The organism is Alteribacter lacisalsi (assembly GCF_003226345.1).
Classification (GTDB): Bacteria; Bacillota; Bacilli; order Bacillales; family Salisediminibacteriaceae; genus Alteribacter; species Alteribacter lacisalsi.
The window spans coordinates 557,015-581,240 of sequence record NZ_PDOF01000001.1 but is presented as its reverse complement, the minus strand read 5'-3'; the positions used below and the strand labels follow the sequence as shown (position 1 = coordinate 581,240).

Annotated in this window: 21 protein-coding genes; 8 read left to right on the top strand and 13 right to left on the bottom strand. The window is 50.1% G+C overall.

What is annotated here, in order from left to right:
• Window positions 1-94: 94 nt before the first annotated feature.
• The 9 genes from CR205_RS02765 to CR205_RS02725 form a co-directional block, all read right to left on the bottom strand.
• Entirely contained in the window at window positions 95-1,177 is a 1,083-nt protein-coding gene (locus tag CR205_RS02765; RefSeq protein ID WP_110516707.1) for a M24 family metallopeptidase, read from the bottom strand.
• A gap of 37 nt (window positions 1,178-1,214) precedes the next feature.
• The gene (locus CR205_RS02760) at window positions 1,215-2,450 is read right to left on the bottom strand and encodes an ROK family transcriptional regulator (RefSeq protein WP_110516705.1); all 1,236 of its coding nucleotides are present in this window, start codon (window positions 2,448-2,450) and stop codon (window positions 1,215-1,217) included.
• A 211-nt stretch (window positions 2,451-2,661) separates the two neighbouring features.
• Window positions 2,662-4,173, bottom strand: coding sequence for a UDP-glucose--hexose-1-phosphate uridylyltransferase (gene galT, locus CR205_RS02755; RefSeq protein ID WP_110516703.1), 1,512 nt, complete (start codon window positions 4,171-4,173; stop codon window positions 2,662-2,664).
• A 30-nt stretch (window positions 4,174-4,203) separates the two neighbouring features.
• On the bottom strand, window positions 4,204-5,199 hold the full coding sequence (galE, locus tag CR205_RS02750; protein ID WP_110516701.1) for a UDP-glucose 4-epimerase GalE: 996 nt from the start codon (window positions 5,197-5,199) through the stop codon (window positions 4,204-4,206).
• Window positions 5,200-5,217: 18 nt separating this feature from the next.
• Window positions 5,218-6,402 (bottom strand): galactokinase, encoded by a 1,185-nt coding sequence (locus CR205_RS02745; protein ID WP_110519648.1) that lies wholly within the window; start codon window positions 6,400-6,402, stop codon window positions 5,218-5,220.
• Window positions 6,403-6,593: 191 nt separating this feature from the next.
• Window positions 6,594-8,000 carry a glycoside hydrolase family 43 protein gene (locus tag CR205_RS02740; protein ID WP_110516699.1) on the bottom strand — a complete coding sequence of 469 codons (1,407 nt, stop codon included), beginning with the start codon at window positions 7,998-8,000 and terminating at the stop codon, window positions 6,594-6,596.
• Window positions 7,997-9,775: a glycoside hydrolase family 2 protein gene (locus CR205_RS02735; protein WP_110516697.1), complete on the bottom strand. Its 1,779-nt coding sequence runs from the start codon at window positions 9,773-9,775 to the stop codon at window positions 7,997-7,999. The genes CR205_RS02740 and CR205_RS02735 overlap by 4 nt, the downstream gene beginning before the upstream one ends.
• 51 nt (window positions 9,776-9,826) lie before the next feature.
• On the bottom strand, window positions 9,827-11,056 hold the full coding sequence (locus tag CR205_RS02730; RefSeq protein ID WP_110516694.1) for a family 1 glycosylhydrolase: 1,230 nt from the start codon (window positions 11,054-11,056) through the stop codon (window positions 9,827-9,829).
• A 22-nt stretch (window positions 11,057-11,078) separates the two neighbouring features.
• On the bottom strand, window positions 11,079-12,119 hold the full coding sequence (locus tag CR205_RS02725) for a family 43 glycosylhydrolase (RefSeq protein ID WP_110516692.1): 1,041 nt from the start codon (window positions 12,117-12,119) through the stop codon (window positions 11,079-11,081).
• 419 nt (window positions 12,120-12,538) lie between these two features.
• Here CR205_RS02725 and CR205_RS02720 point away from each other — a divergent pair, with 419 nt between their 5' ends.
• The 5 genes from CR205_RS02720 to CR205_RS02700 all read left to right on the top strand — a co-directional run bounded on the left by CR205_RS02720 (window position 12,539) and on the right by CR205_RS02700 (window position 17,751).
• Entirely contained in the window at window positions 12,539-13,882 is a 1,344-nt protein-coding gene (locus CR205_RS02720) for an ABC transporter substrate-binding protein (protein ID WP_236634690.1), read from the top strand.
• 101 nt (window positions 13,883-13,983) lie between these two features.
• The gene (locus tag CR205_RS02715; RefSeq protein ID WP_110516688.1) at window positions 13,984-14,925 is read left to right on the top strand and encodes a carbohydrate ABC transporter permease; all 942 of its coding nucleotides are present in this window, start codon (window positions 13,984-13,986) and stop codon (window positions 14,923-14,925) included.
• 15 nt (window positions 14,926-14,940) lie between these two features.
• Window positions 14,941-15,774, top strand: a complete 834-nt coding sequence (locus CR205_RS02710) for a carbohydrate ABC transporter permease (RefSeq protein ID WP_110516686.1) — start codon at window positions 14,941-14,943, stop codon at window positions 15,772-15,774.
• A gap of 6 nt (window positions 15,775-15,780) precedes the next feature.
• Window positions 15,781-16,440, top strand: a complete 660-nt coding sequence (locus CR205_RS02705; protein ID WP_110516684.1) for a DUF624 domain-containing protein — start codon at window positions 15,781-15,783, stop codon at window positions 16,438-16,440.
• 87 nt (window positions 16,441-16,527) lie between these two features.
• Window positions 16,528-17,751 (top strand): ROK family transcriptional regulator, encoded by a 1,224-nt coding sequence (locus CR205_RS02700; RefSeq protein ID WP_110516682.1) that lies wholly within the window; start codon window positions 16,528-16,530, stop codon window positions 17,749-17,751.
• Between the two features lie 160 nt (window positions 17,752-17,911).
• On the opposite strand, the gene glpK is transcribed toward CR205_RS02700, so the two are convergent.
• From glpK to CR205_RS02685, 3 genes are all read right to left on the bottom strand, one after another.
• Window positions 17,912-19,408, bottom strand: coding sequence for a glycerol kinase GlpK (gene glpK, locus CR205_RS02695; RefSeq protein WP_110516680.1), 1,497 nt, complete (start codon window positions 19,406-19,408; stop codon window positions 17,912-17,914).
• A 290-nt stretch (window positions 19,409-19,698) separates the two neighbouring features.
• Window positions 19,699-20,181, bottom strand: a complete 483-nt coding sequence (locus CR205_RS02690) for an immunoglobulin-like domain-containing protein (RefSeq protein ID WP_110516678.1) — start codon at window positions 20,179-20,181, stop codon at window positions 19,699-19,701.
• A gap of 184 nt (window positions 20,182-20,365) precedes the next feature.
• Complete coding sequence (locus tag CR205_RS02685; protein ID WP_110516676.1) at window positions 20,366-21,739, bottom strand: MATE family efflux transporter; 1,374 nt, start codon at window positions 21,737-21,739, stop codon at window positions 20,366-20,368.
• A gap of 131 nt (window positions 21,740-21,870) precedes the next feature.
• Here CR205_RS02685 and CR205_RS02680 point away from each other — a divergent pair, with 131 nt between their 5' ends.
• Window positions 21,871-22,110 (top strand): hypothetical protein, encoded by a 240-nt coding sequence (locus CR205_RS02680; protein WP_110516674.1) that lies wholly within the window; start codon window positions 21,871-21,873, stop codon window positions 22,108-22,110.
• Window positions 22,111-22,176: 66 nt separating this feature from the next.
• On the opposite strand, the gene CR205_RS02675 is transcribed toward CR205_RS02680, so the two are convergent.
• On the bottom strand, window positions 22,177-22,752 hold the full coding sequence (locus CR205_RS02675; RefSeq protein WP_236634751.1) for a DUF3267 domain-containing protein: 576 nt from the start codon (window positions 22,750-22,752) through the stop codon (window positions 22,177-22,179).
• A gap of 109 nt (window positions 22,753-22,861) precedes the next feature.
• Here CR205_RS02675 and CR205_RS02670 point away from each other — a divergent pair, with 109 nt between their 5' ends.
• Complete coding sequence (locus CR205_RS02670) at window positions 22,862-23,590, top strand: MerR family transcriptional regulator (RefSeq protein ID WP_110516670.1); 729 nt, start codon at window positions 22,862-22,864, stop codon at window positions 23,588-23,590.
• An 81-nt stretch (window positions 23,591-23,671) separates the two neighbouring features.
• Window positions 23,672-24,187: a hypothetical protein gene (locus tag CR205_RS02665; protein WP_110516668.1), complete on the top strand. Its 516-nt coding sequence runs from the start codon at window positions 23,672-23,674 to the stop codon at window positions 24,185-24,187.
• The last annotated feature ends 39 nt before the right edge of the window (window positions 24,188-24,226 follow it).

Below are 24,226 nucleotides of genomic sequence, written 5' to 3'. Positions count from 1 at the left end.
TTTTGCTAATGGAAGGGAATGGTTAGAGCATGCATGGCAGAAAGCCGGCTCGCCGACAAAAAGAGCCCTCCTCCGGGAAGGCTCCAGCTGACATTTATCTTATCAGGATGTCCGGACGATGGTATAAACCGCCTTCATATTCCACTTCAATATACGGCCATCCACCGGTATGGGTGAGAAACTCATTGGCCTCTTCTCCCACAAGCACTGTGTCCTCTGACTTAATCCCGCGGATTGCGGGGTTCCAGGCAAAAGCCTGATTGACCTTGATCACATCATGGGTATTCATTGAAGCTAGATACTCCCGGGACGCGTAGCCAGTCGGTCCGCCCTGATGAAGAAGGCGCCAGTCATCAGGGAAGCCTGCATCCTCGTAGGCTGCCACACCTGCGTTAAATACATCACTCACTTTTGTTCCCGGGCGGGATTCTGCGTTCATGGTCACATCGATAACCGCCAGCTTTTCCTTGTTTTCGGCGATCCTTGCCGGCAGCTCGCCAAAATGAACAAAACGGGTCACGTTTGCGACGAGACCGCCTCTTTCGGCACACAGGACAATCATGGCATACTTTTCAAGCTTTTTTCTGGTCGGAATCGGGTGACGGTAGTTAAAGATCCGGTCATCGGTCGCCACGAGAATGACCTGGGGATTAATCCCCTGTGGCATAACGCGAGCGGCAATCAGGGCCTGCACGTCATACTCTGTCATGCCAGGTTTGATTTCCCGGGCAACAGACTCAACGGCTTGCGCTGCTGCCTGCCCAAGTGCCCTGTAACTTTTCATTTCCTCAGTTGTCAGGGTACTCCGGATCCCGGCCAGTTCTTCTGCCACGTTCACGGCTCCATCTATATCTGTGTCTGCCGCCATCCGTCTTCCATCGCAGAGACGCACCACCTCTTCAAACGGATCTTCATACCATTCGGTTTCAATCAGTTCGTATCCGAGGCCTGCCAGTTCTTCCTCCATAATCCGGCGTGACTCCATCTTCGAGGTAACACAGAATTTTCGTTCCTTAAAAAGAACCAGATCCGCCACCCCTGTATCGGTGGTATTGACAATGTGATTGACCTTTCCTCCCGTTACCCAGGAAAAATTGGCCCTTGTACGAAGAATAATACCGGCATAGCCTTTATCCCTTAAAAACTGCTTCAGTTTCTCTTCTCCCATTGGTATCATTTCTTTTTCTCCTTTTATGCGCCGGTCATTCCGGCATTTATCTTTTTTCCGTTTTTGCTTCGAGGGCGAAAAAGTCGGCCAGTACGAGGGTCACAGCCCCGAATGCCGTACCTTCCTCGCCGAGACGGGAAATAGCAATGTCTGTTCTTTTCGCTTTTTCTGTAATTCCCCGCTGCTTCACAAGGTTCTGGACGGGCTTCAGGATCAGATCTCCCGCCTTTGCCACGCCCCCGCCGATAACAACCAGCGGCGGGTTCACCAGATGAATCAGGTTTAAAAGCCCGAGTCCAAGGTAACGGCCGGTCTTGGCAAAGGCTTCAAGTGCCAGTCCGTCACCTTTCAGCGCACATTCATAAATGATTTTCCCGTCTGCTTCATCAGGGTTCCCCCCGGCTGCCTCAAGAATGGAAGTCTCTCTGCCAAGAGCGGCTTCCCGGAGCACATATTCCTTCAGTGCCCGGCCGCCGGCCACCGTCTGCAGGCATCCGTAGTTGCCGCAGGAACACCTCGGACCGTCAATATCAACGACCATATGGCCGATTTCACCTGCGATATGATCGTTTCCGTGATAAATACGGTTGTTGAATATGATCCCGGCTCCAATTCCCTCCCCCACGTTCACGCATACGAGGTTGTCCGTATCGGGCCCGTGGCCTCCGTACCACCGTTCACCCAGTGCGAGGGTTTTTGCATCATTCTCCACCTTCACCGGTATCCTGAAGGCTTGTTCCAGGACGTCTTTTAATGGTATGTCCTTGAGATTGAGCGTAGGTGCATAAAGGGAAACCCCTTTTTCTGCGTCCACAATGCCGTGCATCCCGACACCGATTCCAAGCAGCTTTCCTGGATCTACTTCCGCCGCATCGATCAGCTTTTTCACTGCAGCTGTCATAATGCCGGTCAGATCATCTGCTGTAAGAGGTACCGGAAGCTTTTCCACCCGTTTACTCACGATTTCCGCTTTCAGGTTTGTAAGGATCAGCCGAACCTTTCTGACCCCTATGTCAATTCCGATGACAAATTGGCTGTTCCAGTTGATCGTCAGGAGGATCGGCCGTCTCCCTCCTTTTGAAACCCCCGTCTCTCCTTCATTAATAAGCCCGGATTTTAACAGTTCACCGGATATATTCGTAACAGTTGGAGGGGTCAGCTTCGTTTTTTTTGCAATATCAGCCCGGGAAATCGGCCCGTGTGTCCGGATTGTGTTCAAAATCAAAGCCCGGTTCATTGATTTCATGAGCTTAAAGCTGCCTGTTGTATCCCGACTAATCATTCCTTATCCCCCCTTCTAACTGAAGATAGTCATTTGATTACATGCGCAACTTCACGCCGGCAGTGAGACTCCTGCGGCAATGGAGGCCGGGCGAGACCCCGCAGGGCGAAGCCCGCGGAGGCTTGCCGGCATCGCCGCGGAAAGCGAACGGACGGCGTGGAGTGGAGCTTCTCTTCCTGTAATATTAATCCCAGGTTTACCTTTCAATTTATTAAAGTGTATCCGTAAAGGCCCTGAAGGCACGTCGACCTGCTTCGTCCCGCTTAAACACCCCCGCATGGGATAAAATTTCAGCGAACACACGGCCGACCTCCTCCTTAAGCACAGACGGAGCGCTTTCCCGGTCAATTTCCGGGTATTTTTCCAGGATTACCATCGCCCATGCCTCGTGTTTACGAATCACTTCGCTGGAGCGGATCTCAGTTTGCGGGTCCTGTGAGGTCATCGCCTCGGCAAGCTCTGCCAGTTCTGTTTTAAGACGGCCCGGCAGGACTGCCAGTCCCATCACTTCAATAAGGCCAATGTTTTCTTTTTTTATGTGATGCACTTCACGGTGGGGATGAAAAATACCCTCGGGGTGCTCTTCGTCTGTCCGGTTGTTCCGGAGCACCAGATCAAGCTCGAACAATCCGTCACGTTTTCTTGCAATCGGTGTAATCGTATTGTGCGGTGTGTCACCGGTAAAAGCATGAATGCCCACAGATTCGTCCGAATACGCTTTCCACTGATGAAGAATATCGTCTGCGGCCTCTGTCAGTTCACCGGCGTCTTTTCCGGAAATGCGGAGAACGGACATGGGCCATTTCACAATACCTGCCTGAACGCCAGGGAACCGGTCAAGCGAAATCCCGGTTTCCACCTCAGCCTCGGCCATCGGAAAGGTATGACTGCCGCCCTGAAAGTGATCGTGGCTCAGGATCGAGCCGCCTACGATGGGAAGGTCCGCATTCGAGCCGATAAAATAATGAGGGAAACGCTCTGTAAATGCGAGTAGACGTTTGAATGTCTTTGCGTGAATTTTCATCGGCTCATGGGCGTCCTTGAATACGATGGCATGCTCGTTGTAATACACGTACGGGGAGAATTGAAGGTGCCAGCGTTCATCTCCCAGGTTTATCGGAATGGTACGCAGATTCTGACGGGCCGGATGATTGATGCGCCCTTCAAAGCCGACGTTTTCCCTGCAGAGTAGGCATTTGGGATAGGAAGCCTGTTTCACCTTTTTCGCGGCTGCAATTTCCCTCGGATCTTTCTCAGGCTTGGATAAATTAATTGTAATTTCCAGGCTGCCATATTCCGTCTCGGTAAACCAGCTTTCATTCTTTGCAATCCGATCGGTGCGGATGTAGTGAACGTCCTTGCTGAACGCATAAAATTCACTTGTGGCCGCTTCAATCCCGTTCTCTTCTTCACATACGTCAAACCGATAGAGAATATCAGATGGACGACCGGCCAGACAGCCCATGATTTTTGTATCAAGCAGATCCCGGCGGGTAACTGTGTTTTCCTCCAGTCGTCCGTTTTCATAAGCCCAGTCAAGAATATTACTCAGGATCGGTACGGGCGATTGAAGAGCCTCCACCGGTGCTGCAGCTGATTCTGCATCATTCAGACCGAGCACGCTGAAAACCCCGTTTCGGACGTAATCCTGATCCACTTCTTCAAACAGATCCTTCTGCCTTCCGTACTGAAGCAGCCGTTCGATTTCGGTGTATATATTCATCTTTCCACTTCCTTTACAGGATTGTATTGTTTACTGCCCATCCTCGTAGCCATTGGGACGCTGACGGTGCCAGTTCCAGGCACTATCAATGATCTTTTCCAGTTCGGGGTATGCCGGTTCCCAGCCAAGTTCGCTTCGTGCCTTATCTGAGGAGGCCACAAGCCGTGCCGGATCCCCCGCTCTCCGAGGGGCAAGCTCTGCCGGAATCTCTCTTCCCGTTACTTTCCTGGCTGTTTCAATGACTTCTTTCACGCTGAAGCCGTTTCCGTTGCCAAGGTTATACACGCTGCTCCCATGCCCGTCTCTGAGACGCCCTAAAGCAAGGAGATGAGCGTCAATCAAGTCACTGACATGAATGTAATCACGGATACACGTGCCGTCAGGTGTATGATAATCGTCGCCGAAAATCATGATTTTATCCCTCTGACCGAGTGCTACTTGCAGAACGATCGGAATTAAATGTGTTTCCGGTGTGTGGTCTTCCCCGATTCTGCCGGACATATCGGCACCTGCCACGTTGAAATACCGGAGCGATATGGAACGGATGCCGTAAGCCTCACCGCACCACTTGAGCATTTTTTCAATGGCCAATTTCGTCTCACCATAAGGATTGCCGGGGACTGTCGGATCAGTTTCCTGAATCGGAACACTGACTGGTTCGCCGTAAGCTGCTGCTGTAGAGGAAAACACAATGCGTGACACGCCGTGCTCTTTCATTGCGCTCAAAAGACACATGGCTCCGTATACGTTGTTGCTGTAATACTGAAGCGGCTCCTCCATGCTTACGCCCACAAGGGAATCAGCTGCAAAATGAATGACCGACTCGATGTCATTTTCTTCAAAAACAGTGTTTAGAAAAGCCTCGTCCCGAAGGTCGCCGCTGTACAGCTTTGCCCCTTCGCTTACTGCGTCCTTATGGCCGGTCTGGAGGTTGTCCACGACCACGACTTCTTCATTTTTTTCAAGCAGCGCCAGCGCTGCATGGCTGCCGATATAACCTGCTCCGCCGCATACCAATACTGCCATCTTTACTCTCTCCCTTCGTTATTCACCGGTAATTTCGTGTGCACCTTCACCGCTGTCAGCCACGTAGAAGACTGCATTCAGTCCGGTCACCTGTTTATATTTTTCACCGATCCGGCTGAGCACCTGATCGAGGTTGTCTCTGTGTATCAGATTGACGGTGCATCCTCCAAAGCCTGCACCTGTCATCCGGGCACCAATCACGCTTTCCTCTTCCCAGGCAGCCGATACGAGTGCATCCAGTTCTTTTCCTGTCACTTCGTAATCGTCTCTCAGAGAAACGTGGGAATCATTCATCAGGAGCCCAAACTGTTTCAGCTCCCCTGCTTTCAGCCTTTTCGCCGCCTGAAGTGTCCGCGCATGCTCCGTTACCGCATGCTTCGCCCGTTTTCTCACCACCTGCTCTTCTATAAGGTCTGCATGTTCCTCAAACGATTCGGGAGTGAGCTCGCAAAGCTCGTTTATACGGAGCTCCATCTGTAGAGCCTGCATCGCTCTTTCACACTCACTGCGCCGTTCATTATACTTTGAGTCTGCCAGACCCCGCCGTTTGTTCGTGTTTGCCACCACTAGAACGTACTCCCCAAGCTCCAGGGGCGTGTATTCGTAGGAGAGGCTGTCGCAGTCGAGCAGAATCGCATGGTCTTTTTTTCCGAGCCCGATGGAAAATTGATCCATGATGCCGCAGTTTACGCCGATAAAATCGTTCTCCGCCTGCTGGCACCACTGCACGAGCGTCACCGGATCCACCCCGAATCCGTTCAGTTCATTCCACATGACGGCTGTCACCACTTCAATGGAGGCCGAGGAGGAAAGGCCCGCTCCGTTTGGGATATTGCCGTAAAACACCGCGTCAAACCCGGCAGTTCCCTTATGGCCCTTGTCAGCAAAAACCGAAAGAACCCCTTTCGGGTAATTCGCCCAGTCATCCTTCTTTTCATAAATGAGTTCATCCAGACTGAATTCAATTATTCCTTTACCTTCAAAGTTTCCAGAATAGAGCCTCACCTGTCTGTCCTTTCTCGGGACAACAAGTACGTACGTTCCCAGACTCAGGGTGGCCGGAAGCACGCTTCCTCCGTTGTAATCGATATGTTCACCGATCAGATTCACTCTTCCCGGGGCGAAGAACAGCCGACACTCCGACGCCGTCCAGTCCGTCCTGTCGAAAGCGTCTGAATATAAATCAAGCAGTTTACGTTTCATCACACTCACTCATCCTTTATAACAGGTATTCTTTCAGGCTGGCTGAAAGCTGAACGATACTTTATTCATAAATTTAATAAAGATCCTAAAAAAAGAGGAATATCGCTCCCCCTTTTTTTATTATCACTCATTAGAAAGTAACAATCAATAATCTTTGTTCAGTTATTTAATATAGTTCCTGTTAAACAATATCATCGTTGCAGCTCGGTCAAAATCGTGCCTCTGTAATCTGCACAGCTGTCTTCGGAAACCATTGCTTTTCCGCCTGTGCTCCACGATAGAAACGCCACCTCTATGCTGTCAATTCTGATCGATACCTTTTCGCCGCTCACCACTGCGCGCACAGTATGATAGGCCTCATAGTCAAAGTCTGCCGGCAGGGGCCATTCCTCTATATAAACAGCATTCCCCTCTTTCCTGGCAGATACGGTAAAGGTCCCCGCTTGTCTGTTCAGCGCCCAGGCCAGTCGGGTATTCTCATCTTTATATGCCAGGCACCCTCCTGCTTCACTGCATGATCCCCCGGGAAGAGCAACGTTTGTTTCAAACAGGTAATCGTCAAAGGCACAGGAAGCAAGGCCTTTATTAATCCGGGCCGGATCAGTAAGAAAGCGGCCGTCAAAATCCGGCTTCCGGGGCATCGGAAGTTCGCCAGTTACAGGCGGTTCAAGGAGGATATGATCATCCTCCCACGAAAGCCGCCCGAGACGCACTCTCCGTTCCGGGAGATTTTCACCTGGTTCGTAGCCGTGGTAGACAATAAAGTCCTCGACACCGTCAGGGCCTTTTACCACCACATGGTGCCCGGGACCGTGGCAGGCTTCATTGGTTTTCAGGATCGGCTTTCCCCTGCCCCATTTTTTCCATGAGGTATCGTCCATCCCTCCGCTTCCCATCGGGACTCTGGAGGTGGCATAATACACCCCGTAAGTGTCATCACCGAAAAAACCGGCGCTGTACATCTGGTAGTAGGTGCCGTTTTTTTTAAGAACAAAGGGTCCCTCGTTCCAGAAAAAAGAGTTTTCCTTATTGCCTTCCCACTCGTGCTCCGGCTTTACCACCAGAGCTGGACTGCCACTCAGCGACTCCAGGCTGGTCATCCGGTCGACCACATTTCCAGTCCCGATTACCCCACCCGGCCCCCGGGTGGTCTCATTGCGGACGTTGTAATACAGATACCATGTGCCGTCCTCATCCTTGAATGGGTGGGCATCGATGGACCATTCATCTGTCAGGGGCTGCTCCGCAAGCTCGAATGGCCCTTCCGGAGAGTGGCTTTTCGCCACCCCGATATGCCTGATCTCATCATCGGCGCTGCCGTCCTCTTTTCTCATGGCACCTGTCACATACATGTAGAAAACACTGTTTTCATGAATGACCTCCGGTGCCCAGAGATCAATCTGGGCCCAGTGATCCGGTTCATCAGAGGCACTGAGTGCCGAGCCGCAGGGTTGCCAGTGTACAAGATCGTATGATTTGTAGACAGGAACGTCACGGGGCCCCGTATGGTAGAGATAGTACATGCCGTTGTATTTTAAAACGGCCGGGTCCCCATGGTCGACTCCCTTTACGGCAATAACCGGATTCGTATAGGTCATTTTTCTTCACCTTCAGTTGAAAATCGGGAAAGATCGCGTCCTTCATTGATCTTCCTGATTGTTTCGAGCGGAATTTTAGGTTCCCGGTCGTAGGTAAGCAGTCCGTTAATTTCCTGCTCCACATCTGTAAGCTGCGTATAGCAGAAGCCCTGGACCAGCGGGGACTCAAGCATAGCCGAAACCACCGCATAATACCTGCGGGTGAAATCCTCGTCATCTGTGGCACCGGAATAGCCCCAGCCCTCCCAGTCGCTTTTCTTATAGGCAATACCGCCAAACTCGGTCACCTGGATCGGCTCTCCCTGATAGCCGTATTCCGGTACATATATTAGACGGTGACCGGGAGTGGATTCCATGATTGATTCAACCGAACAGTAGCGCTCTTTAAGCACCTCTTTATCACTTTCATAATCGTGAATCGTGCAGAGATCCGACTTGGTATGCTCCCAGCCGTCGTTTGACATCACCAGACGGGTGTTGTCCAGTGACTTTGTAAGGTAGTACATGCCAAGCGTGTGATCCTGCTGGCGCTTGTCTGCAAGCAGCTTCGGCACACCCCAGCTTTCATTCACCGGCACCCAGGCAACGATGGAGGGGTGGTTGTAATCCCGCTCAATCGCTTCCTGCCATTCGGCAGTCATCCGCCGGACGGCATCGTCTGTGAAGGTGTAGGCATTCGCCATTTCCCCCCAGACAAGAAGACCGAGCTTGTCTGTCCAGTAAAGATAGCGCGGGTCTTCTATTTTCTGGTGCTTGCGGGCTCCGTTAAAGCCCATCTCCTTTGTGAGTTCCACATCTTTTTTAATATCTTCATCGGAAGGCGAGGTCAGAAGTCCCTGCGGGAAGTATCCCTGGTCAAGGACCAGCTTCATGTAATAAGGCCGGTTGTTCAGCATGACCACGCCGTTTTCAACCGAAATCTTTCTCATACCGAAGTAGCTTGCCGCCTCATCAGTAACCTGTCCATCCTCCTTCAGACGAAACACCACATCATAAAGGTTCGGATGCTCCGGACTCCAGAGGCGGCCTTCGTCGTGGACATGAAAGTCATGAAGGCTGATGCTTCTTGTGCCTCTGCTGCCGTTGAGTTTAATTGAATCCTCCGCTACAGCTTCACCGTCAAAACTGATGCTGACTTCGAGCTGCTGTCCCGGCCGGCTGTTTTTCACCGTGTAATCAATGGTGATTTCATCCTTGTCGATATCAGGAGTAAGCTTCACTTTTTCCAAATGGGAATCGGCTACTGCCTCAAGCCAGACGGTCTGCCAGATCCCTGTCGTCCGAGTGTAAAAAATGCCTTCCGAACGCTCTTTCCAGTACTGCTTTCCACGGGGCTGATCCAGATCATGTACCGCATCCTCCACACGCACAACCACTTCGTTTTCACCTTTTATCAGTTCGGTGGTAACATCAGCGTGAAACGGAACATGCCCGCCTTCATGTGAAGTCACGCACGTGCCGTTCACCCACACCTGAGCACGGTAGTCGACTGCCCCGAAGTGAAGAATGACGCGTTTTCCGCTCCACTCCCCCGGGACAGTAAAGGCCCGTCTGTACCAGACGCGATCATGGAAATCCTGTTCATTGATCCCGCTCAGTTCACTTTCGTAACAGAACGGTACGGTAATCTCTCTGGAAAACTTATGACTCTCAAACCACCTGTTTTCTACTCCCTGATCCTGATCATCAAAATCAAACTCCCACTTTCCATTAAGATTCATCCAATCTTCTCGGACAAACTGCGGACGCGGATACTCAGAACGTGGAATTGACATACTGACGCACTCCCTCTCAATATTAGTATCTGTCATTTTTTCTGCCTTTGATTATTTGTTCTCTTTTTCAACTGCTAAAGCTTCGAAATGGCTGCACACACTGTTTTTCTCTCTGACCATTACTCCGTTCTGGAGTGTCATCGTGTATAGCCCGAACGGGAGAAGCTCCTCTTCTGCCGATTTACCGGATGTGCGGTATTCCCAGTCCACCAGGTCCATAAAAGGAAACCAGGTAAGTCCCGTAACCGGGATGCCTTCCGAGCGGAGACTGCGGCACGCTTTCACACTTGCCTCAAGCCAGCTGATCCTCTCATACTCAGAGCCTCTGAAGCTCGTTTCGGTAATCATAACCGGTTTTTTATAACGGCGGAAGCATTCACGGATGATCTCGCTCATATCCTCTTCGTTTCCAAGCACGTGAGGCATAATGATACTGCCCATCTCATCCCGTCTGACTTCGTGCACACTGAATTGGGGGTAGTAGTTTACACCAACGATGTCCGGTTCCACCGGACAGTCAAGAAATTCCTCGAGCTCCCACGGACGGGTTCCGTGGTCCACCATGAAATTGTACAGTGGGTGATGCGAAGTGATTCTGCCCTGCAGAAGCTCCCACATAATCAGACTGTTTTCATTCCATAGTTCCGTCTCTTCGATCAGCCGCGGATCTCTGGTGAAATATTTTTTTGTCGCATCCACATGAACAAAAACAGCATCAGGAACAGCGTTTTTTACACTCTCAACCGTCTTTCTGATTCCGCGGCCCAGCTGTATAATGAGCCGGTAAAAACCGGTAAGCCCTTTCTGGTATGGGGGCCAGACTCCGTTGAGCCCGCAGAACTCTGCATTCACGTAAGGTTCATTCAGAGGTGTATAGTATTTGATGAAATGTCCGTACCGGCGTGCAAATGCTGCTGCGTAGCGGCTCACAGCTTCAGGATATCTCCCGTTCAAAAACTCCCCTTTCAGCCAGTGCGGCGTACCATAATGAATCAGATCAATAATTGGAACCAGCTGTCGGTTCCGGTCAAAATAATCCATAACCTCATCAACCCAGGACCAGTCAAATGACCCCTCCGTCTTCTCAATTCTATGCCACGGAATGCCATAGCGGATCATAGTGGCCCCGGAGACCCTGGCCCGGTCAAGATCCTCTTTCCAGTAGGTATAATGCTGGGTCAGTTCATATTCATCGAGGGGACGCTCCCCTCTTTCGATCTGGGTCACAAAGGTGTTTTCAATTCCCACAGCCCAGACCAGTGGTGCCATTTCCTGTTTCATACAGCACACCGCCCTTCAGTAGTTACTGCTCAATGGCCGGACCTTCCTGGCTGCCTTCCCCGGGCACGCCACCTTCAATCTGCGGCCACCCATCTTCCCAGATAATCCGGTCCAGCATAAGCGGCCGTCTTGTCACACCGCTGCCAATCCACGGCGTTTCTTTATCAATCGCATGATAGATCATCCAGTCCTGCCCCGCGTCATCTGTAATAACGGCGTTATGCCCCGGTCCTGCAAACCCTTCTCCTCCGCTGAGGATGACGGTACCGCTTGAGTCGTTCAACTCGTTTCCGTCTTTATCAAGGTACGGGCCGTCAAACGATTCCGATCGGCCAACGGCCACTCTGTACTCGCTGAACTGCCCTTCACAGCAGGATCCTTTTGATCCAAAGAAGTAAAAATAATCATCCCTTTCAATAATGTAGGGAGCCTCAAAATCCGTGCCGGCAATCTGGAATTTCTCGCCCACATAGTCGAGGCCGTCATCTGAAATCTCAATTCCCCAGATCCCGTACCAGCTGCCCCAGAAAAGGTAGGGTGTTCCGTCTTCTTTTATAAACAGCTGAGGGTCAATCGAGTTGGGAACACCAATTTCCTCGCTGTCAAACAGTTTCCCCTGATCGTCAAAAGGACCGGCAGGATCATCCGCTACAGCGACCCCGATCGCCGGGTTCGGATCTCCCCAGGTGGACTGGGAGTAATAGAGGTAATACTGATCGTTGAAGTAAACGATATCAGGTGCCCAGATTCCACCATCCTCCTTCCAGTCCGGCTTTGTCTGAAATGCCTCTCCTACATAGTCCCAGTCTGTGAGATTCTGAGAACGGACGATCGGAACCACACGGCTCCCCATACCATCCCCCCAGTTATCTTCCGTACCGTATGCGTAAAAGTACCCGTCTTCCCCTCTGATCACAGATGGATCGGCAATCACCGGCTCAAATACCGGGTTTTCGTAATCCGGGCCTGCAGACGGTGCTGAGTCGTTCGTGAAAGCATAGATGCCTCCTGCAATAACCGCTGCGGCAGCAAGCACACCTGCTCCTGCCAGTAATTTTTTCATATCCTCTCTGCCCCCTCAGCTTTTTAAAGTTAATAAATAAATTTAATTAATTCATATACTCATCTTACATAAAACGCTTTCATTTGTTAACTGTTTTTTTACTTTTCCTAATCTTCTTTTCTCCGTTTTCACGTGAGTGTTAAATAGGATATAACCCGGTTTCAGAGGCAATCCGAGCCTCGGAACTTACTCGAAACTTATCAGATTATTATATTTTTTTAAAAATTACGCTTGCCTCCTCCTGGGGATTAGGTTACGATGTGCTTAAGAAAATAAATTAAATTAACTAAGTGGTTTTATCTGGCAGCTGCGTTATCTGCCTTCTTTTTACACGAGTAATGTAAGCGCTTTATGCGGTTCAGGGATTGTGAGTGGATTCGTCACTCTTCCATATACAAACTTTTAAGGGGGAAACAATGATGAAGAAAAGCAGATTTCTACTATCGCTCGGACTTGGTGCAGGACTTCTTGCTCTGGCAGCATGTGGAGACCAGCCTACAGATGAAGATCAGGCCGGCGGCGAGGACAATGGTAATGGTAATGGTGATGGGGAAGTAGAAGAGCAGGCTGAAACTGACACACCTGGGGATGTCGGCGATGCTGACATAACGCTTGAATTCTGGAATGGGTTTACAGGACCTGACGGTGAAGACATCGCTCAGATCATCGCAGCCTTCAATGAAGAAAATGAAGGTGAAATTGCCGTTCGCACCCAGACGATGCCATGGGATAACTTCTATGATCAGTACCGCACGGTTGTAACGGCAGGAGAAGCTCCTGATATTGCCATCATGCACCTGGACCAGGTTGCAGGCTATGCGAGATATGATCTGCTCACTCCTCTTGACGAATTGTTTGAAGGTGTTGGTCTGGAAGAAGATGATTTTATTCCGGAAGTATGGAATGCAGGGGTTTATGAGGACAGCCGTTATGCCATTCCTCTTGACGTTCACCCGCTGACCCTGTTCTATAATGTTGATCTTCTCGAGGAAGCCGGCTATTCCGAGCCGCCGGAGACCTATGATGAACTGGTTGAAATGTCACTTGCCGTGCAGGATGCGACTGATTCATACGGAATCGCGATGCCGGTTTACTGGCCAAGTAACATGATTTTTTACAGCTCCCTTGTCTCCCACGGCGGTGATACTGTCAGTGAAGACGGGATGACAGCCCTTTATAATTCACCTGAAGGAGAAGAAGCCCTTCAGAAGATGGTTGACCTTGTGTATGAGCATGAAGTATCTCCTTCCGATGTCCAGCAGGATGGTGAAGTCACACTGTTCCGCCAGGGTAACAGCGCCTTTCACCTCAACGGCATCTGGATGACTGCAGGCTTTGAGGATCAGGACGGACTGAACTTTGCTGCTGCTCCTGTTCCAAGCTTCGGCGGTGAGGAAGGTGTCTGGGCAGGATCCCATAACTTCGTTCTCCCTGTCCAGCAGGATGAAGATCCTGAAAGACAGGAAGCGGCCATGAAATTTATTGAATACGTTTCCGAAAACAGCCTTCAGTGGGCAAAAGCCGGACAGGTTCCAGCTTCCTATTCTGTCCTTGAGAGTGATGAGTTCAGAGAGCTGGAGCATCAGTACAACGCTTCCCAGCAGACGTTCATTTTCCCTCCTGCGACACCGTTCTACGCTGACACATGGGGGCCGACCGGTCCTGCTGTCGATGAAGCCATGCTTGGACAGCTTGATCCTGCAGAAGCCCTCGACAGAGCCGCACGTGAAGGTGAAGCAAACGCAGAAGACGCTGCACAGTAAGGACGTTTTAGTTAGTACAGTCAGAAATCAGTATATATAACCTGAGTATAATGAGGAGGGGATCGTCCCTCCTCATTATCAAATTAGGGAGAGGAATGAGTATGAAATTACAAAAAAATGGCGGGATTCCGTTGAACCAGCCGGTTAAGCCTGGCAGAACAGACTGGAAGGAAAAGTACGCACCGTTGATATTTATTTCACCACATTTGTTTTTCTTCATTATCTTTCTTGCCTATCCAACGCTCTACGGTATTTATATCAGCTTTCACAGCTGGAACTTTTTCACCGATGCCACCTTTGTCGGACTTCAGAATTACGCCAATATCCTGTGGGTGACTGACAGCCTGTTCTTTGACTACTTCTGGGCAGCTTTCAGGGCAACCCTCATATTTGTGATTCTCTCTGTACCCTTTCTTGTGATTATTCCTTTGTTTCTGGCAATCGGAATTAACACAAGGCCTTTTGGACACAATTTTTTCCGTGCATTATTTTACGCCCCCAGTCTTTTGTCCGTTGTAACAGTGGTCCTGATCTGGATCTGGATGCTGGATACAAACGCCGGACTGGTAAACTACTACCTCGCCTATCTGGGACTCGATGCGATTCCCTGGCTGACCCGGGCACCGTGGGTATGGATTTCTCTTGTACTTATGACGATCTGGTGGACAATTGGAACGAATATGATCTTATTCCTTGCCGGACTCGGTGAGATTCCGGATCAATTATATGAAGCCGCAAAAATTGACGGAGCCAATAAAATTCAGCAGTTTTTCCATGTAACACTGCCCGGTCTCAAGGGGCCGATGGCTTTCGTCGTGATCATGACAACCCTCGCCTCGTTTAACGTCATGGCCCAGCCGCAGCTTGCCACTGGCGGTGGACCGGGATACGAAACACGGGTGTTAATTCTTTATATCTACGAGGTCGGTTTCACCGGTGGAAATCCGCGGGCCGGTCTAGCAGCAGCGATGTCCGTCATACTCGGGATGATCCTGCTGTCCATCAGCTTAATCCAGTTTAAATTAATGACAAGAGAAAAATAGACAGGAGGAAATACTATGGCTGTAGAAGATAAATCTTCAAAGTGGCTCAGTTTCATCTTTTTGAGTGTTATGGCACTTTTCTGGATTCTGCCGCTGCTTTGGGTACTGTCCACTTCCCTGAAGCCTGAAAGCCAGGCAATCTCCTGGCCGATCCGCTGGATTCCGGAAACGATTACCTTTCAGAACTATGTAGATGTGTTCCTCCGACAGGATGTCCCGATTTTAAGATGGTTCTGGAACAGCTTCTTTATAGCGACCGTTCATACAGCTTTAATGCTGCTGTTTAATTCCATGTCTGCCTACGCCTTTGCCAGACTTAAATTCAGAGGGCGGGACGTACTGTTCTGGGGCCTGATGGGTACGATGATGATCCCGCCGGTGATGAACCTGGTGCCTCTTTACGGTCTCATCAGTACGCTCGGCTGGGTAAACAACTATGCCGCCATGATCTTTCCCGGTCTTGCCAGCGTATTCGGCATCTTTTTATTAAGACAGTTCTTTATCGGAATACCTCATGAACTGGAGGAAGCCGCCAGAATTGACGGCGCATCAAGCTTCTTTATCTACTGGAAAATCATTCTGCCGCTCGCCAAGCCTTCCCTTGTCGTTCTTGCCCTCTTTACATTTATGGCGAACTGGAACGATTACCTGTGGCCTTTAATCGTCACCACCAGTGCGGATATGAGAACACTTCCGGTGGGTCTTGCCATTATGCAGGGCCAGTTTAATATTCAGTTCGCCAAATTGATGGCCGCTACCCTGTTCTCGGCGCTGCCGGTTGTCATTCTCTTTATTTTTGCCCAGCGTTTCATCGTGAAAGGTATTGCGATGAGCGGTATTAAAGGATAATTCATTATGAGACATGCCATGACTGTGTTTTACCGTTCCATCTTCGATACGTATCAGAATCTGGGTACTGTGCTGTGGGCCACCATTCTCTGGTGGCTCAGCATCCTCCCTGTAATCACTCTTGGACCGGCCACTGCCGGGCTCTTGTACGTGATCAGGCAGAAACGGCTCGGCAAGTCCGTCCGACCCCGGGATTACTGGTACGCTTTTCGGCTCTATCTGAAGCCAGGGGTTCTTCTGACACTGCTGTACCTGCTTGTAAGCGTACCCGGGGCCGTTTACTTTTTTCTGCTCCTTCAATGGGGTACCTTTCTAACATATTTCGGTGCTATGATTGTGCTTTATATTCTGATTCTGTGGCACCTTCTGCTGCTCTATACCATGCCTTTAATGGTGGAACAGAAGCTTCATTCACCTGCCCTTCTTCTCAAGAGGGCGCTACGTCTCGTGACGGAAAATTACCTGTTTACAGTCAACATTGTCCTGTATATGGTCATTTTGACGATCATCTGTACGGTGATTTCCATTTTCATCGTGATCTGGGCAGGCTGGATGGCGATGACTGCCTACAATTCGATGATGTACCTGATGTCAAAATACGATGAGGATCAGTACGCCTTCGATCCAGAAGTCAAGTGGGGCCGAATCTGGCGAACATGGAAATAACTATTCCCCCCATCCTGATTTGACTGATAGAATGATAAGGAAGACACGTCGCCAATGCAGATTTTCAAAAGAATAGAGGTTTGTAATATGACATTTATCCCTAAAACAGGCAGCTTCGAAGGGATGAAATCGCTGAACAAAACAGCCATCCTTAATCTCGTCCGACTTCAGGGACCCATATCGAGAGCGCAGATTGCAAAAATTACAAAACTGACTCCTCCAACCGTCGGCACAATCGTCAGCGAGTTTCTTGAGGAAGGGATTCTGAGAGAAGAAGCCGATCTGGGTAAATCCAAAGGCGGCAGAAAACCGATTATGCTAAGCATTAATGCATCCCGTTTTTATGTGATCGGCGTTTACGGAGCAGCCGAGGTGGTGCGCACGGTGATTGCAACACTGGACGGAAAAGTAAAACACGAAGTCAATCAGCCGTTGACCACACTGCCTTCAAAAGATGAGTTTCTGCAGATTATCACTAAGAACATTCATCAGGTTCTGAGCCTGGAAAAGGCTCCTGCTGAATCCGTCGTCGGAATCGGCGTGGCTATGCACGGGCTGGTGGATACCGAGAAAGGGATCTCTGTATTTGCCCCACACCTTAACCTTGAAAATATTCCGCTAAAAGAAGTTCTCGAACACGAGTTTACCGTACCTGTTTTTGTGGAGAATGATGTACGCGCCCTCACTCTCGCCGAAAGCTGGTACGGTCAGGGGCAGGCCGTGTCTAATTTCATCTGTATCAGTGTGGGCCTCGGTGTTGGGTCCGGGATGGTTCTGAATAATAAAATCTTCCGCGGCCCCTATCATGCTGCCGGTGAGATCGGGCACACAACTGTCGATGTAAGCGGCCCCCGCTGTCATTGCGGCAATCACGGCTGCCTCGAAGCCTACGCTTCCGAACATGCTATTCTGTACAGGATAAAAAAAGGAATACGCATGGGCAGAAGTACCATTCTTACCGAGTGGCTCAGAGGGGATGAAAACAGTTTAACAATCGAAATGGTATTCAAGGCTGCAGCAGAAGGAGATCCTCACGCAGTGGAGACACTCGAGGATTCCGGCAGATACCTCGGCATAGCCATTGCCAACGTTATCAACATTCTCACCCCTTCGAGAATCATTCTGGAAGGACGGATCTTTGAAGCCGGTGATCTCATTCTCTCCCCACTCAGACAGATGGTCGAGAAAGGATCTCTCCGCCATACAATGGAAAAAACAAAGATCTCCACCTCCTCTCTCGGTAAGGACGGCATGTTGACAGGCGCGTTCACTCTGGTGCTGCGGAATATATTTATACCGGAGGAAGTCTAGGATCCACTATAAGTGAAAATCATTGTCTCGACTGCCGCATCCTGCCATCCTGCAACAGTGGTGAAGTATGCCAAATAAAACAAGCACCTTCACGATGTGAGGGTGCTTGTTTACATATTGATTCAGCCCGGGCATCCATTCTGCTGACTATGCCGCAGGCTCATGGCTTAAAAACTGTTGCGGCTTCCACTGCTTTTTTCCATCCGTCGTAGAGTTTGTCACGATCCTCACTGCTCATTGACGCTTCGAAAGTCTGATCGATTTTCCAGTTCTGTTTAATTTCATCCCGGTCCTTCCAGAATCCCACAGCAAGCCCAGCCAGGTAGGCTGCTCCTAAAGCTGTTGTTTCCTGAACCGTCGGCCGCTGAACCGGTACATCCAGCATATCGCTCTGAAACTGCATAAGGAAATTATTGGCCACGGCTCCACCGTCCACTCTCAGCGTTTTCACTTCAATCCCGGAGTCCTGTGCCATGGCGTTTAACACGTCCTTCGTCTGATAGGCAAGCGATTCTAATGTGGCTCTGACGAAATGCTCTTTTTCAGTTCCTCTCGTTAAACCGAAAATTGCCCCTCTGACATCACTGTCCCAATACGGCGTTCCCAGCCCGACAAACGCCGGGACCACATAAACACCGTCTGAAGATTTCACAGATAGCGCATACTGCTCGGAAGCAGCAGCGGACTTTAACATCCTCAGACCGTCCCGCAGCCACTGGATCGCGGATCCTGCCACAAAGATACTTCCTTCCAGCGCATATTCCACTTTTCCGTCGAGCCCCCAGGCTATGGTTGTAAGCAGGCCATGATCAGATTTTACAGCGGTCGTTCCTGTATTCATCAGCATAAAGCAGCCCGTTCCGTAGGTGTTTTTGGCCATCCCTTTTTCATAGCAGGCCTGGCCGAACAACGCAGACTGCTGGTCTCCGGCTACGCCCGCAATCGGCACTTCCTCGCCAAAAAAATGATAGCTTACCGTTTCCGCATACACCTCCGAGGAGGGTTTCACCTCCGGCAGCATCGATTCGGGAACCGTCAGGATGTCGAGCAGTTCTTCATCCCACTTCAAATCATAAATATTGTACATGAGCGTCCTGGAAGCATTGGTGTAATCCGTTACGTGTGCTTTCCCCCCGGAAAGCTTCCAGATCAGCCAGGTGTCAACCGTCCCGAAGAGAAGCTTCCCTTCGTCTGCTTTTTCACGGGCACCATCCACGTGATCCAGAATCCACTTCACCTTTGTACCGGAAAAGTAGGCGTCAATCAGTAAACCGGTTTTATCTCTGAAAGTATCGTTATATCCCTGACTTTTCAGCTCATCACAAATCTTCGAAGTCTGCCGTGACTGCCAGACAATAGCATGATAGATCGGCCTCCCCGTTTCTTTATCCCACACGATCGTCGTTTCACGCTGGTTTGTAATCCCGATTGAAGCGACTTCTTTAGGTGACACACCTGTTGTGCTGAGGACCTCAGCGATTACCGCCAGAATGGATGACCAGATTTCGTTGGCGTTATGCTCCACCCAGCCCGGATTTAGAAATATCTGGTTAAATTCTTTCTGGGCCTGGTCTACAATTTCTCCCTGCCTGTTAAATAAAATCGCTCTGGAACTCGTTGTGCCCTGATCGAGAGCCAGTACATATTTCTTTTCCATAGTAAATGCCTCCTCTTTAATATCGATGAATTACTTAGCTCTGACGGTTTGTCTTTTGTTAGCGGAATGGCAAACAGAAAAAACCAGGAAACGGCTGCCGGATAGGTGTACCACCCTGCTGCCATAATCACGATGAGCAGCGTGACCTGATAGATGAGTGTCTTTCGTTTTGATTTGCCCATATGACCTCCTTTGTGTGTTCGAATATTCCGACAATTAAAAGCGGACTCTTTGAAAAGAGCCCTGTATCTTCTTACATTTCACCATATATTCCAGTTTGTTTCCTGCGATTATTCATTAATATCAAACAATGCCGCCAGCGGGTAGTCGTCCTGAACGATTTTAACAAAGCGGTACATGCCTGCCGGGAGATCGTCAGGAAGGTCGATTTCCTGCCCGAATGATTCGCCTGCTTCCAGTGTCACAATCGACTCTTCGGCTGTCCCGCGGCTCAGTTCAACTTTAATCCATTCGTTGTCCATCTTTTTTTCCAGACTGTAGGCATGCTCGGCTGTGATGTCCTCGGGACCGGCATTTTTCGTATATAGAACCAAAGTCTCTCCGGCATCAAACTGATGTACATCGGTTGAAAGCTTCACGTTCACCCGTTCATCCGCACCGTCCCCGTCTATGTCTATCGGATTGCCAATGACTTCAGGCAAATCACCGAACTCAGAAGTTTCTTCTGTCAGATCCTGGCCCCCGTCTGCCCCGCAGGCTGCCAGCAATATTATAATGAAAGACCAGAGGCCTGGAAGCAATGATCGTTTCAATAAAAATCCCCCTTCAGCTCATCTTCATCGACTATTCCCTATACCGCGGCCTCTTAACTTTGCTCTCTTGTTTTTCAAACATTTACATGAATTCTGTTAAAACCTCTAAAGGAAAAATAAGAGCCCTAAACGAAATGTAAAACCTCTAAACAAATTCTAAAACCCTTAATCCCCCACACCCCATTTACTGCTCCGTAAGTACGGCCGACTCCTGCTCAGCTCTCCGCTGCACAATCAGCAGACGGACGAAAAATCCTGCTGCTGCGCACGTGAGACCGAGGGTGATTCCGACCCAGAGTCCGAACGGCCCCATCCATGTGTAAGCGGCAAGAAGGTACCCCGCGGGGATGCCTACGAGCCAGTACGACACGAAGGCGGTGTAAAACGGCACCTTCACGTCCTTGTACCCCCGAAGCACCCCCTGAAGACCGGACTGTGCCGCATCGGAAAGCTGATAGACGATCGCGATGATGATAAACTGACCGGCCATCGCGACCACTTCCCAATCGCTCGTATACAATAGAGCGATCTGCTCACGGAAAAAGTAAAGAAACACAGCACCGACTGCGAGAAAGCCGATGGCCCCCCATACGCCAAGATGAGCGTAGGTGCGCGCCGCCTTAAACCGTCTGCCGCCGACCGAAAAGCCGACAACGATTGTGAGCGCCATACTGATGCTGAGGGGAATCATAAAAATAAGGGACGTAAAGCTTAGCGCCACCTGGTGCGCCGCTACGGTAACTGTCGTAAACATTACGCCCATCAGAAGCGTCACCACAGCAAAAATACTCGATTCAAAAAAGATCGAAAGCCCGATCGGGATCCCGATGGCGAGCTGTTCCTTCCATGTTTTCCATGATGGTTTGAACCAGGTCACAAAGATCTGGAACCTGCGGATTACCGGAATCTTGAAGGTCATGACTACACTGATTGCAAAAATAATCCAGTACGTGGCTGCTGTGGCATAGCCTGCGCCGATGCCGCCAAGAGCCGGAAGCCCGAAGTTCCCAAAGATAAATCCATAATTTAACAGAACGTTAAAAGGAACGGCAATAATCACGATCATCATCGTGATCCGGGTGAGTCCCTGTCCATCGAAAAAGTTCCGAAGCACACTTGCCAGGAATAGGGGAATGATGCCGAAAGCCAGCCCGATCAGATAATGAAACGATATATAATGCACCGCTGCGTCCAGATGCATGACGTTCAAAAACGGTTCAAGAACAACACTTCCCGCCACTGCCACCATGAGCGCAATGGCAACCGCCAGATACAGTGACTGTGTAACCGCGTAGGCGATCCGGTCCTTCTGGCCGCTTCCGACCAGCTGGGCCACAATCGTGGTAACCGCCAGAAGAATCCCATTAATCCCCGCAAACACCGGCAGCCAGAGACTCGAGCCGATCGCTACACCTGCCAGGTCATCGGTCCCTACCCGTCCGCTCATAATTGTATCAACCAGATTCATGGCAAAAAAGCTCACCTGCGTGACCATAATTGGCCACAAAATTCTTAAAAACAGCTGCGCCTTTTCCCTGCCTGATTCCACGTGTTCCATTCTGCTCACCTGCCAATCCGTTGTTCCATGATGTCTTCTGCTATCTTACACCATTTTACCGGAAAAAGAATGGTTTAAGCAGTCAGCGGGACCGGGTAGAGCCCTGTAAACCCAAAAAGGAGGAGATTTGTTTGCCACAGCACCGGCTGAATACACTGGAATCGGGCCAGAACTATACCGCACAGGAACTGGACAGTTTTGTTTCAACCACGGATGTGGTCCTGATTGCCACAAACGAAGAGCAGCTCTTTTCCGAACCGGAACGGCACTACCGTGTGGTCCGCAGTTTCAAAGGTTTTTTCGAGCATTCCTCGGAAAACGGGGAAAAGTATTTCAGAGACAAAAAAGCCTACCTCGTTGAAAAAGTATAGCCACATGAAAATTCTCCGAGATAAAAAGCTGACAGCGGCCAGACCGCTGTCAGCTTTACTAGTGTCTCATTTTTTCACATACACCCGGCATCCGATCTCCTCCGGATGATCCTCCACGAAAGCATCACGATCAAACTCCCGAATTGACCTGACGATCATCCAGTCTCCTGTTGAGCCGATCAGCATAATCGTTCCGACCATCATCCAGAAATAGCTTCCTGCAGCAAAAGCATAGAGCAATGGCCCAATTCCCAGGATGACCGGAAGAATGACCGCAAACCGGTAAGCCTCGGCCCGGATCGGCACTTTACAGTGAGCGTAGGGCGTCAGCTTTTTCCAGAACACGCCGAGCTTCACGTCCCCCGCCTTTACTTTGCCTGCCAGTATATAGCCGGCCGCATGGAGGAGCTCGTGCAGGAAAATGAAGGCGAAGATGGTCAGCCCGATCCATAACAGCTCGCTGAACCCGTTCCCCCTGGGTCCCCATACTGCCACGAAAGCCACCATTGTCACGATAAAAATAACGCCGCCCCAGATCAGCGCCTGTTTATTCGCACGGGCCACGGAAAATGTCCGGTCATAAACTTCGTATCTTTCTTCGTCAAGCTGTCTCTCCACTTCCCTCACCTCTTCCCCAGTCATTTCTTCCACTTTACACCAGCCTTCATTTTTGATCAAAAAAATGTCACGATTTCGGTTGACCCTCACGCTGCGTGATACGCTAAAGTGAGAACTGTCAGGAGGTGAAGGGATGCAGGTCAAACAGGTAGCAGAACTGACGGGCGTCAGTGTCCGCACACTGCATCATTACGATAAAATCGGGCTTTTGAAACCGGAATCAGTCACGGAAGCAGGGTACCGGATCTATTCAGACGACAATCTGGAAAAGCTGCAGCAGATTCTTTTTTTCAGGGAAATAGGGTTCCCCCTGAGTAAAATCAAAGACATACTGGATAACCCCGATTTCAACCGGAAGGAAGCCCTCCGCCTCCAGCGGAACGCCCTGATGGAGAAACGGCGGCGCCTGAACCGGATGATCGCCACGGTGGAGAAAACACTTGATCACGAGAGAGGAGACAGAGAAATGAGCAAAAAAGAACAGTTTGAGGGCTTTGATTTTTCACGTAATCCTTATGAACAGGAAGCCCGGGACCGGTGGGGAGACAAAGCCGTTGATCAGTCTCAGGAAAAAGTGAAAGGCTTCGACACTGCAGTTATGCAGCAGGAGATGAACGATCTATACAGGGAACTCGCTTCAATCCGGCACCTGGACCCTGCCTCCAACGAAGCCCAGCAGGCGATCGGAAAATGGTACCGGATGCTGCAGCAGTTTGGCAGCTATACGCCCGAAATGTTTCGCAGCCTCGGGCAGATGTATGTGGATGATGAGCGGTTTACAAAGAACATCGACCGGTTCGGTACCGGCCTCGCCTCATTTATGAGAGATGCGATGGCGGTGTATGCAGAAAAACAAAAATAAGACAGAAAAAAGGTGTGCAACCTCCGTTGTGCACCTTTCATGTGTTACCATAAATTACATAAAGAGGAAAGGAGGAACTAAATGAAAATCTGGCTAATGATGTTCGGTATTCTTGGAGTTGGCGGCGTCGCCCTTGCCCTGTATATCGGAGTGCAGTCGTCAAACTCTCATCCTACCCCTGAGGAAGCGCTGCACGCTGAACGGCACGGACGGGAGGTGATTCGTGTGCTGGATACGGTTTTTCATGATAACGGGAACGCGGCCTACGTCGTATACATAACTGAAGACAATCAGCTTGAAGAAAGCCTCGCCGTCGCTTCGTTTGATGGAAACCGGTTCGGATGGCGATACAGGAGCAGGATCAATCTGGGAGATACAGATCTTATTCCATATGGCAATTTTACAGCAGCAGGAGGATTTGTTGCCGGTTACGCTCCCGATGAAGCTTCTGCAGTCCGGTTCGACGACTACCACGCCATGCTCACTCCGGTTGACGGACAGAACGTCTGGATTCTCCACGACCCTTCTTCAGATGATCTGGAGACCGCTTCCATCCGGTTTTACAACAGTAACGGCGCTCCGATCGACATTGACTGACGTTTCCCATGTTTCGTCATGATTCAATTCGTTTATAGT

Excerpts from the sequence above, each read along its gene's own strand:
- CR205_RS02765 (WP_110516707.1), bottom strand. The coding sequence starts at position 1,177 with ATGATACCAATGGGAGAAGAGAAACTGAAGCAGTTTTTAAGGGATAAA.
- CR205_RS02760 (WP_110516705.1), bottom strand. The coding sequence starts at position 2,450 with ATGATTAGTCGGGATACAACAGGCAGCTTTAAGCTCATGAAATCAATG.
- galT (WP_110516703.1), bottom strand. The coding sequence starts at position 4,173 with ATGAATATATACACCGAAATCGAACGGCTGCTTCAGTACGGAAGGCAG.
- galE (WP_110516701.1), bottom strand. The coding sequence starts at position 5,199 with ATGGCAGTATTGGTATGCGGCGGAGCAGGTTATATCGGCAGCCATGCA.
- CR205_RS02745 (WP_110519648.1), bottom strand. The coding sequence starts at position 6,402 with ATGAAACGTAAACTGCTTGATTTATATTCAGACGCTTTCGACAGGACG.
- CR205_RS02740 (WP_110516699.1), bottom strand. The coding sequence starts at position 8,000 with ATGACCTATACGAATCCGGTTATTGCCGTAAAGGGAGTCGACCATGGG.
- CR205_RS02735 (WP_110516697.1), bottom strand. The coding sequence starts at position 9,775 with ATGTCAATTCCACGTTCTGAGTATCCGCGTCCGCAGTTTGTCCGAGAA.
- CR205_RS02730 (WP_110516694.1), bottom strand. The coding sequence starts at position 11,056 with ATGAAACAGGAAATGGCACCACTGGTCTGGGCTGTGGGAATTGAAAAC.
- CR205_RS02725 (WP_110516692.1), bottom strand. The coding sequence starts at position 12,119 with ATGAAAAAATTACTGGCAGGAGCAGGTGTGCTTGCTGCCGCAGCGGTT.
- CR205_RS02720 (WP_236634690.1), top strand. The coding sequence starts at position 12,539 with ATGAAGAAAAGCAGATTTCTACTATCGCTCGGACTTGGTGCAGGACTT.
- CR205_RS02715 (WP_110516688.1), top strand. The coding sequence starts at position 13,984 with ATGAAATTACAAAAAAATGGCGGGATTCCGTTGAACCAGCCGGTTAAG.
- CR205_RS02710 (WP_110516686.1), top strand. The coding sequence starts at position 14,941 with ATGGCTGTAGAAGATAAATCTTCAAAGTGGCTCAGTTTCATCTTTTTG.
- CR205_RS02705 (WP_110516684.1), top strand. The coding sequence starts at position 15,781 with ATGAGACATGCCATGACTGTGTTTTACCGTTCCATCTTCGATACGTAT.
- CR205_RS02700 (WP_110516682.1), top strand. The coding sequence starts at position 16,528 with ATGACATTTATCCCTAAAACAGGCAGCTTCGAAGGGATGAAATCGCTG.
- glpK (WP_110516680.1), bottom strand. The coding sequence starts at position 19,408 with ATGGAAAAGAAATATGTACTGGCTCTCGATCAGGGCACAACGAGTTCC.
- CR205_RS02685 (WP_110516676.1), bottom strand. The coding sequence starts at position 21,739 with ATGGAACACGTGGAATCAGGCAGGGAAAAGGCGCAGCTGTTTTTAAGA.
- CR205_RS02675 (WP_236634751.1), bottom strand. The coding sequence starts at position 22,752 with ATGACTGGGGAAGAGGTGAGGGAAGTGGAGAGACAGCTTGACGAAGAA.
- CR205_RS02670 (WP_110516670.1), top strand. The coding sequence starts at position 22,862 with ATGCAGGTCAAACAGGTAGCAGAACTGACGGGCGTCAGTGTCCGCACA.
- CR205_RS02665 (WP_110516668.1), top strand. The coding sequence starts at position 23,672 with ATGAAAATCTGGCTAATGATGTTCGGTATTCTTGGAGTTGGCGGCGTC.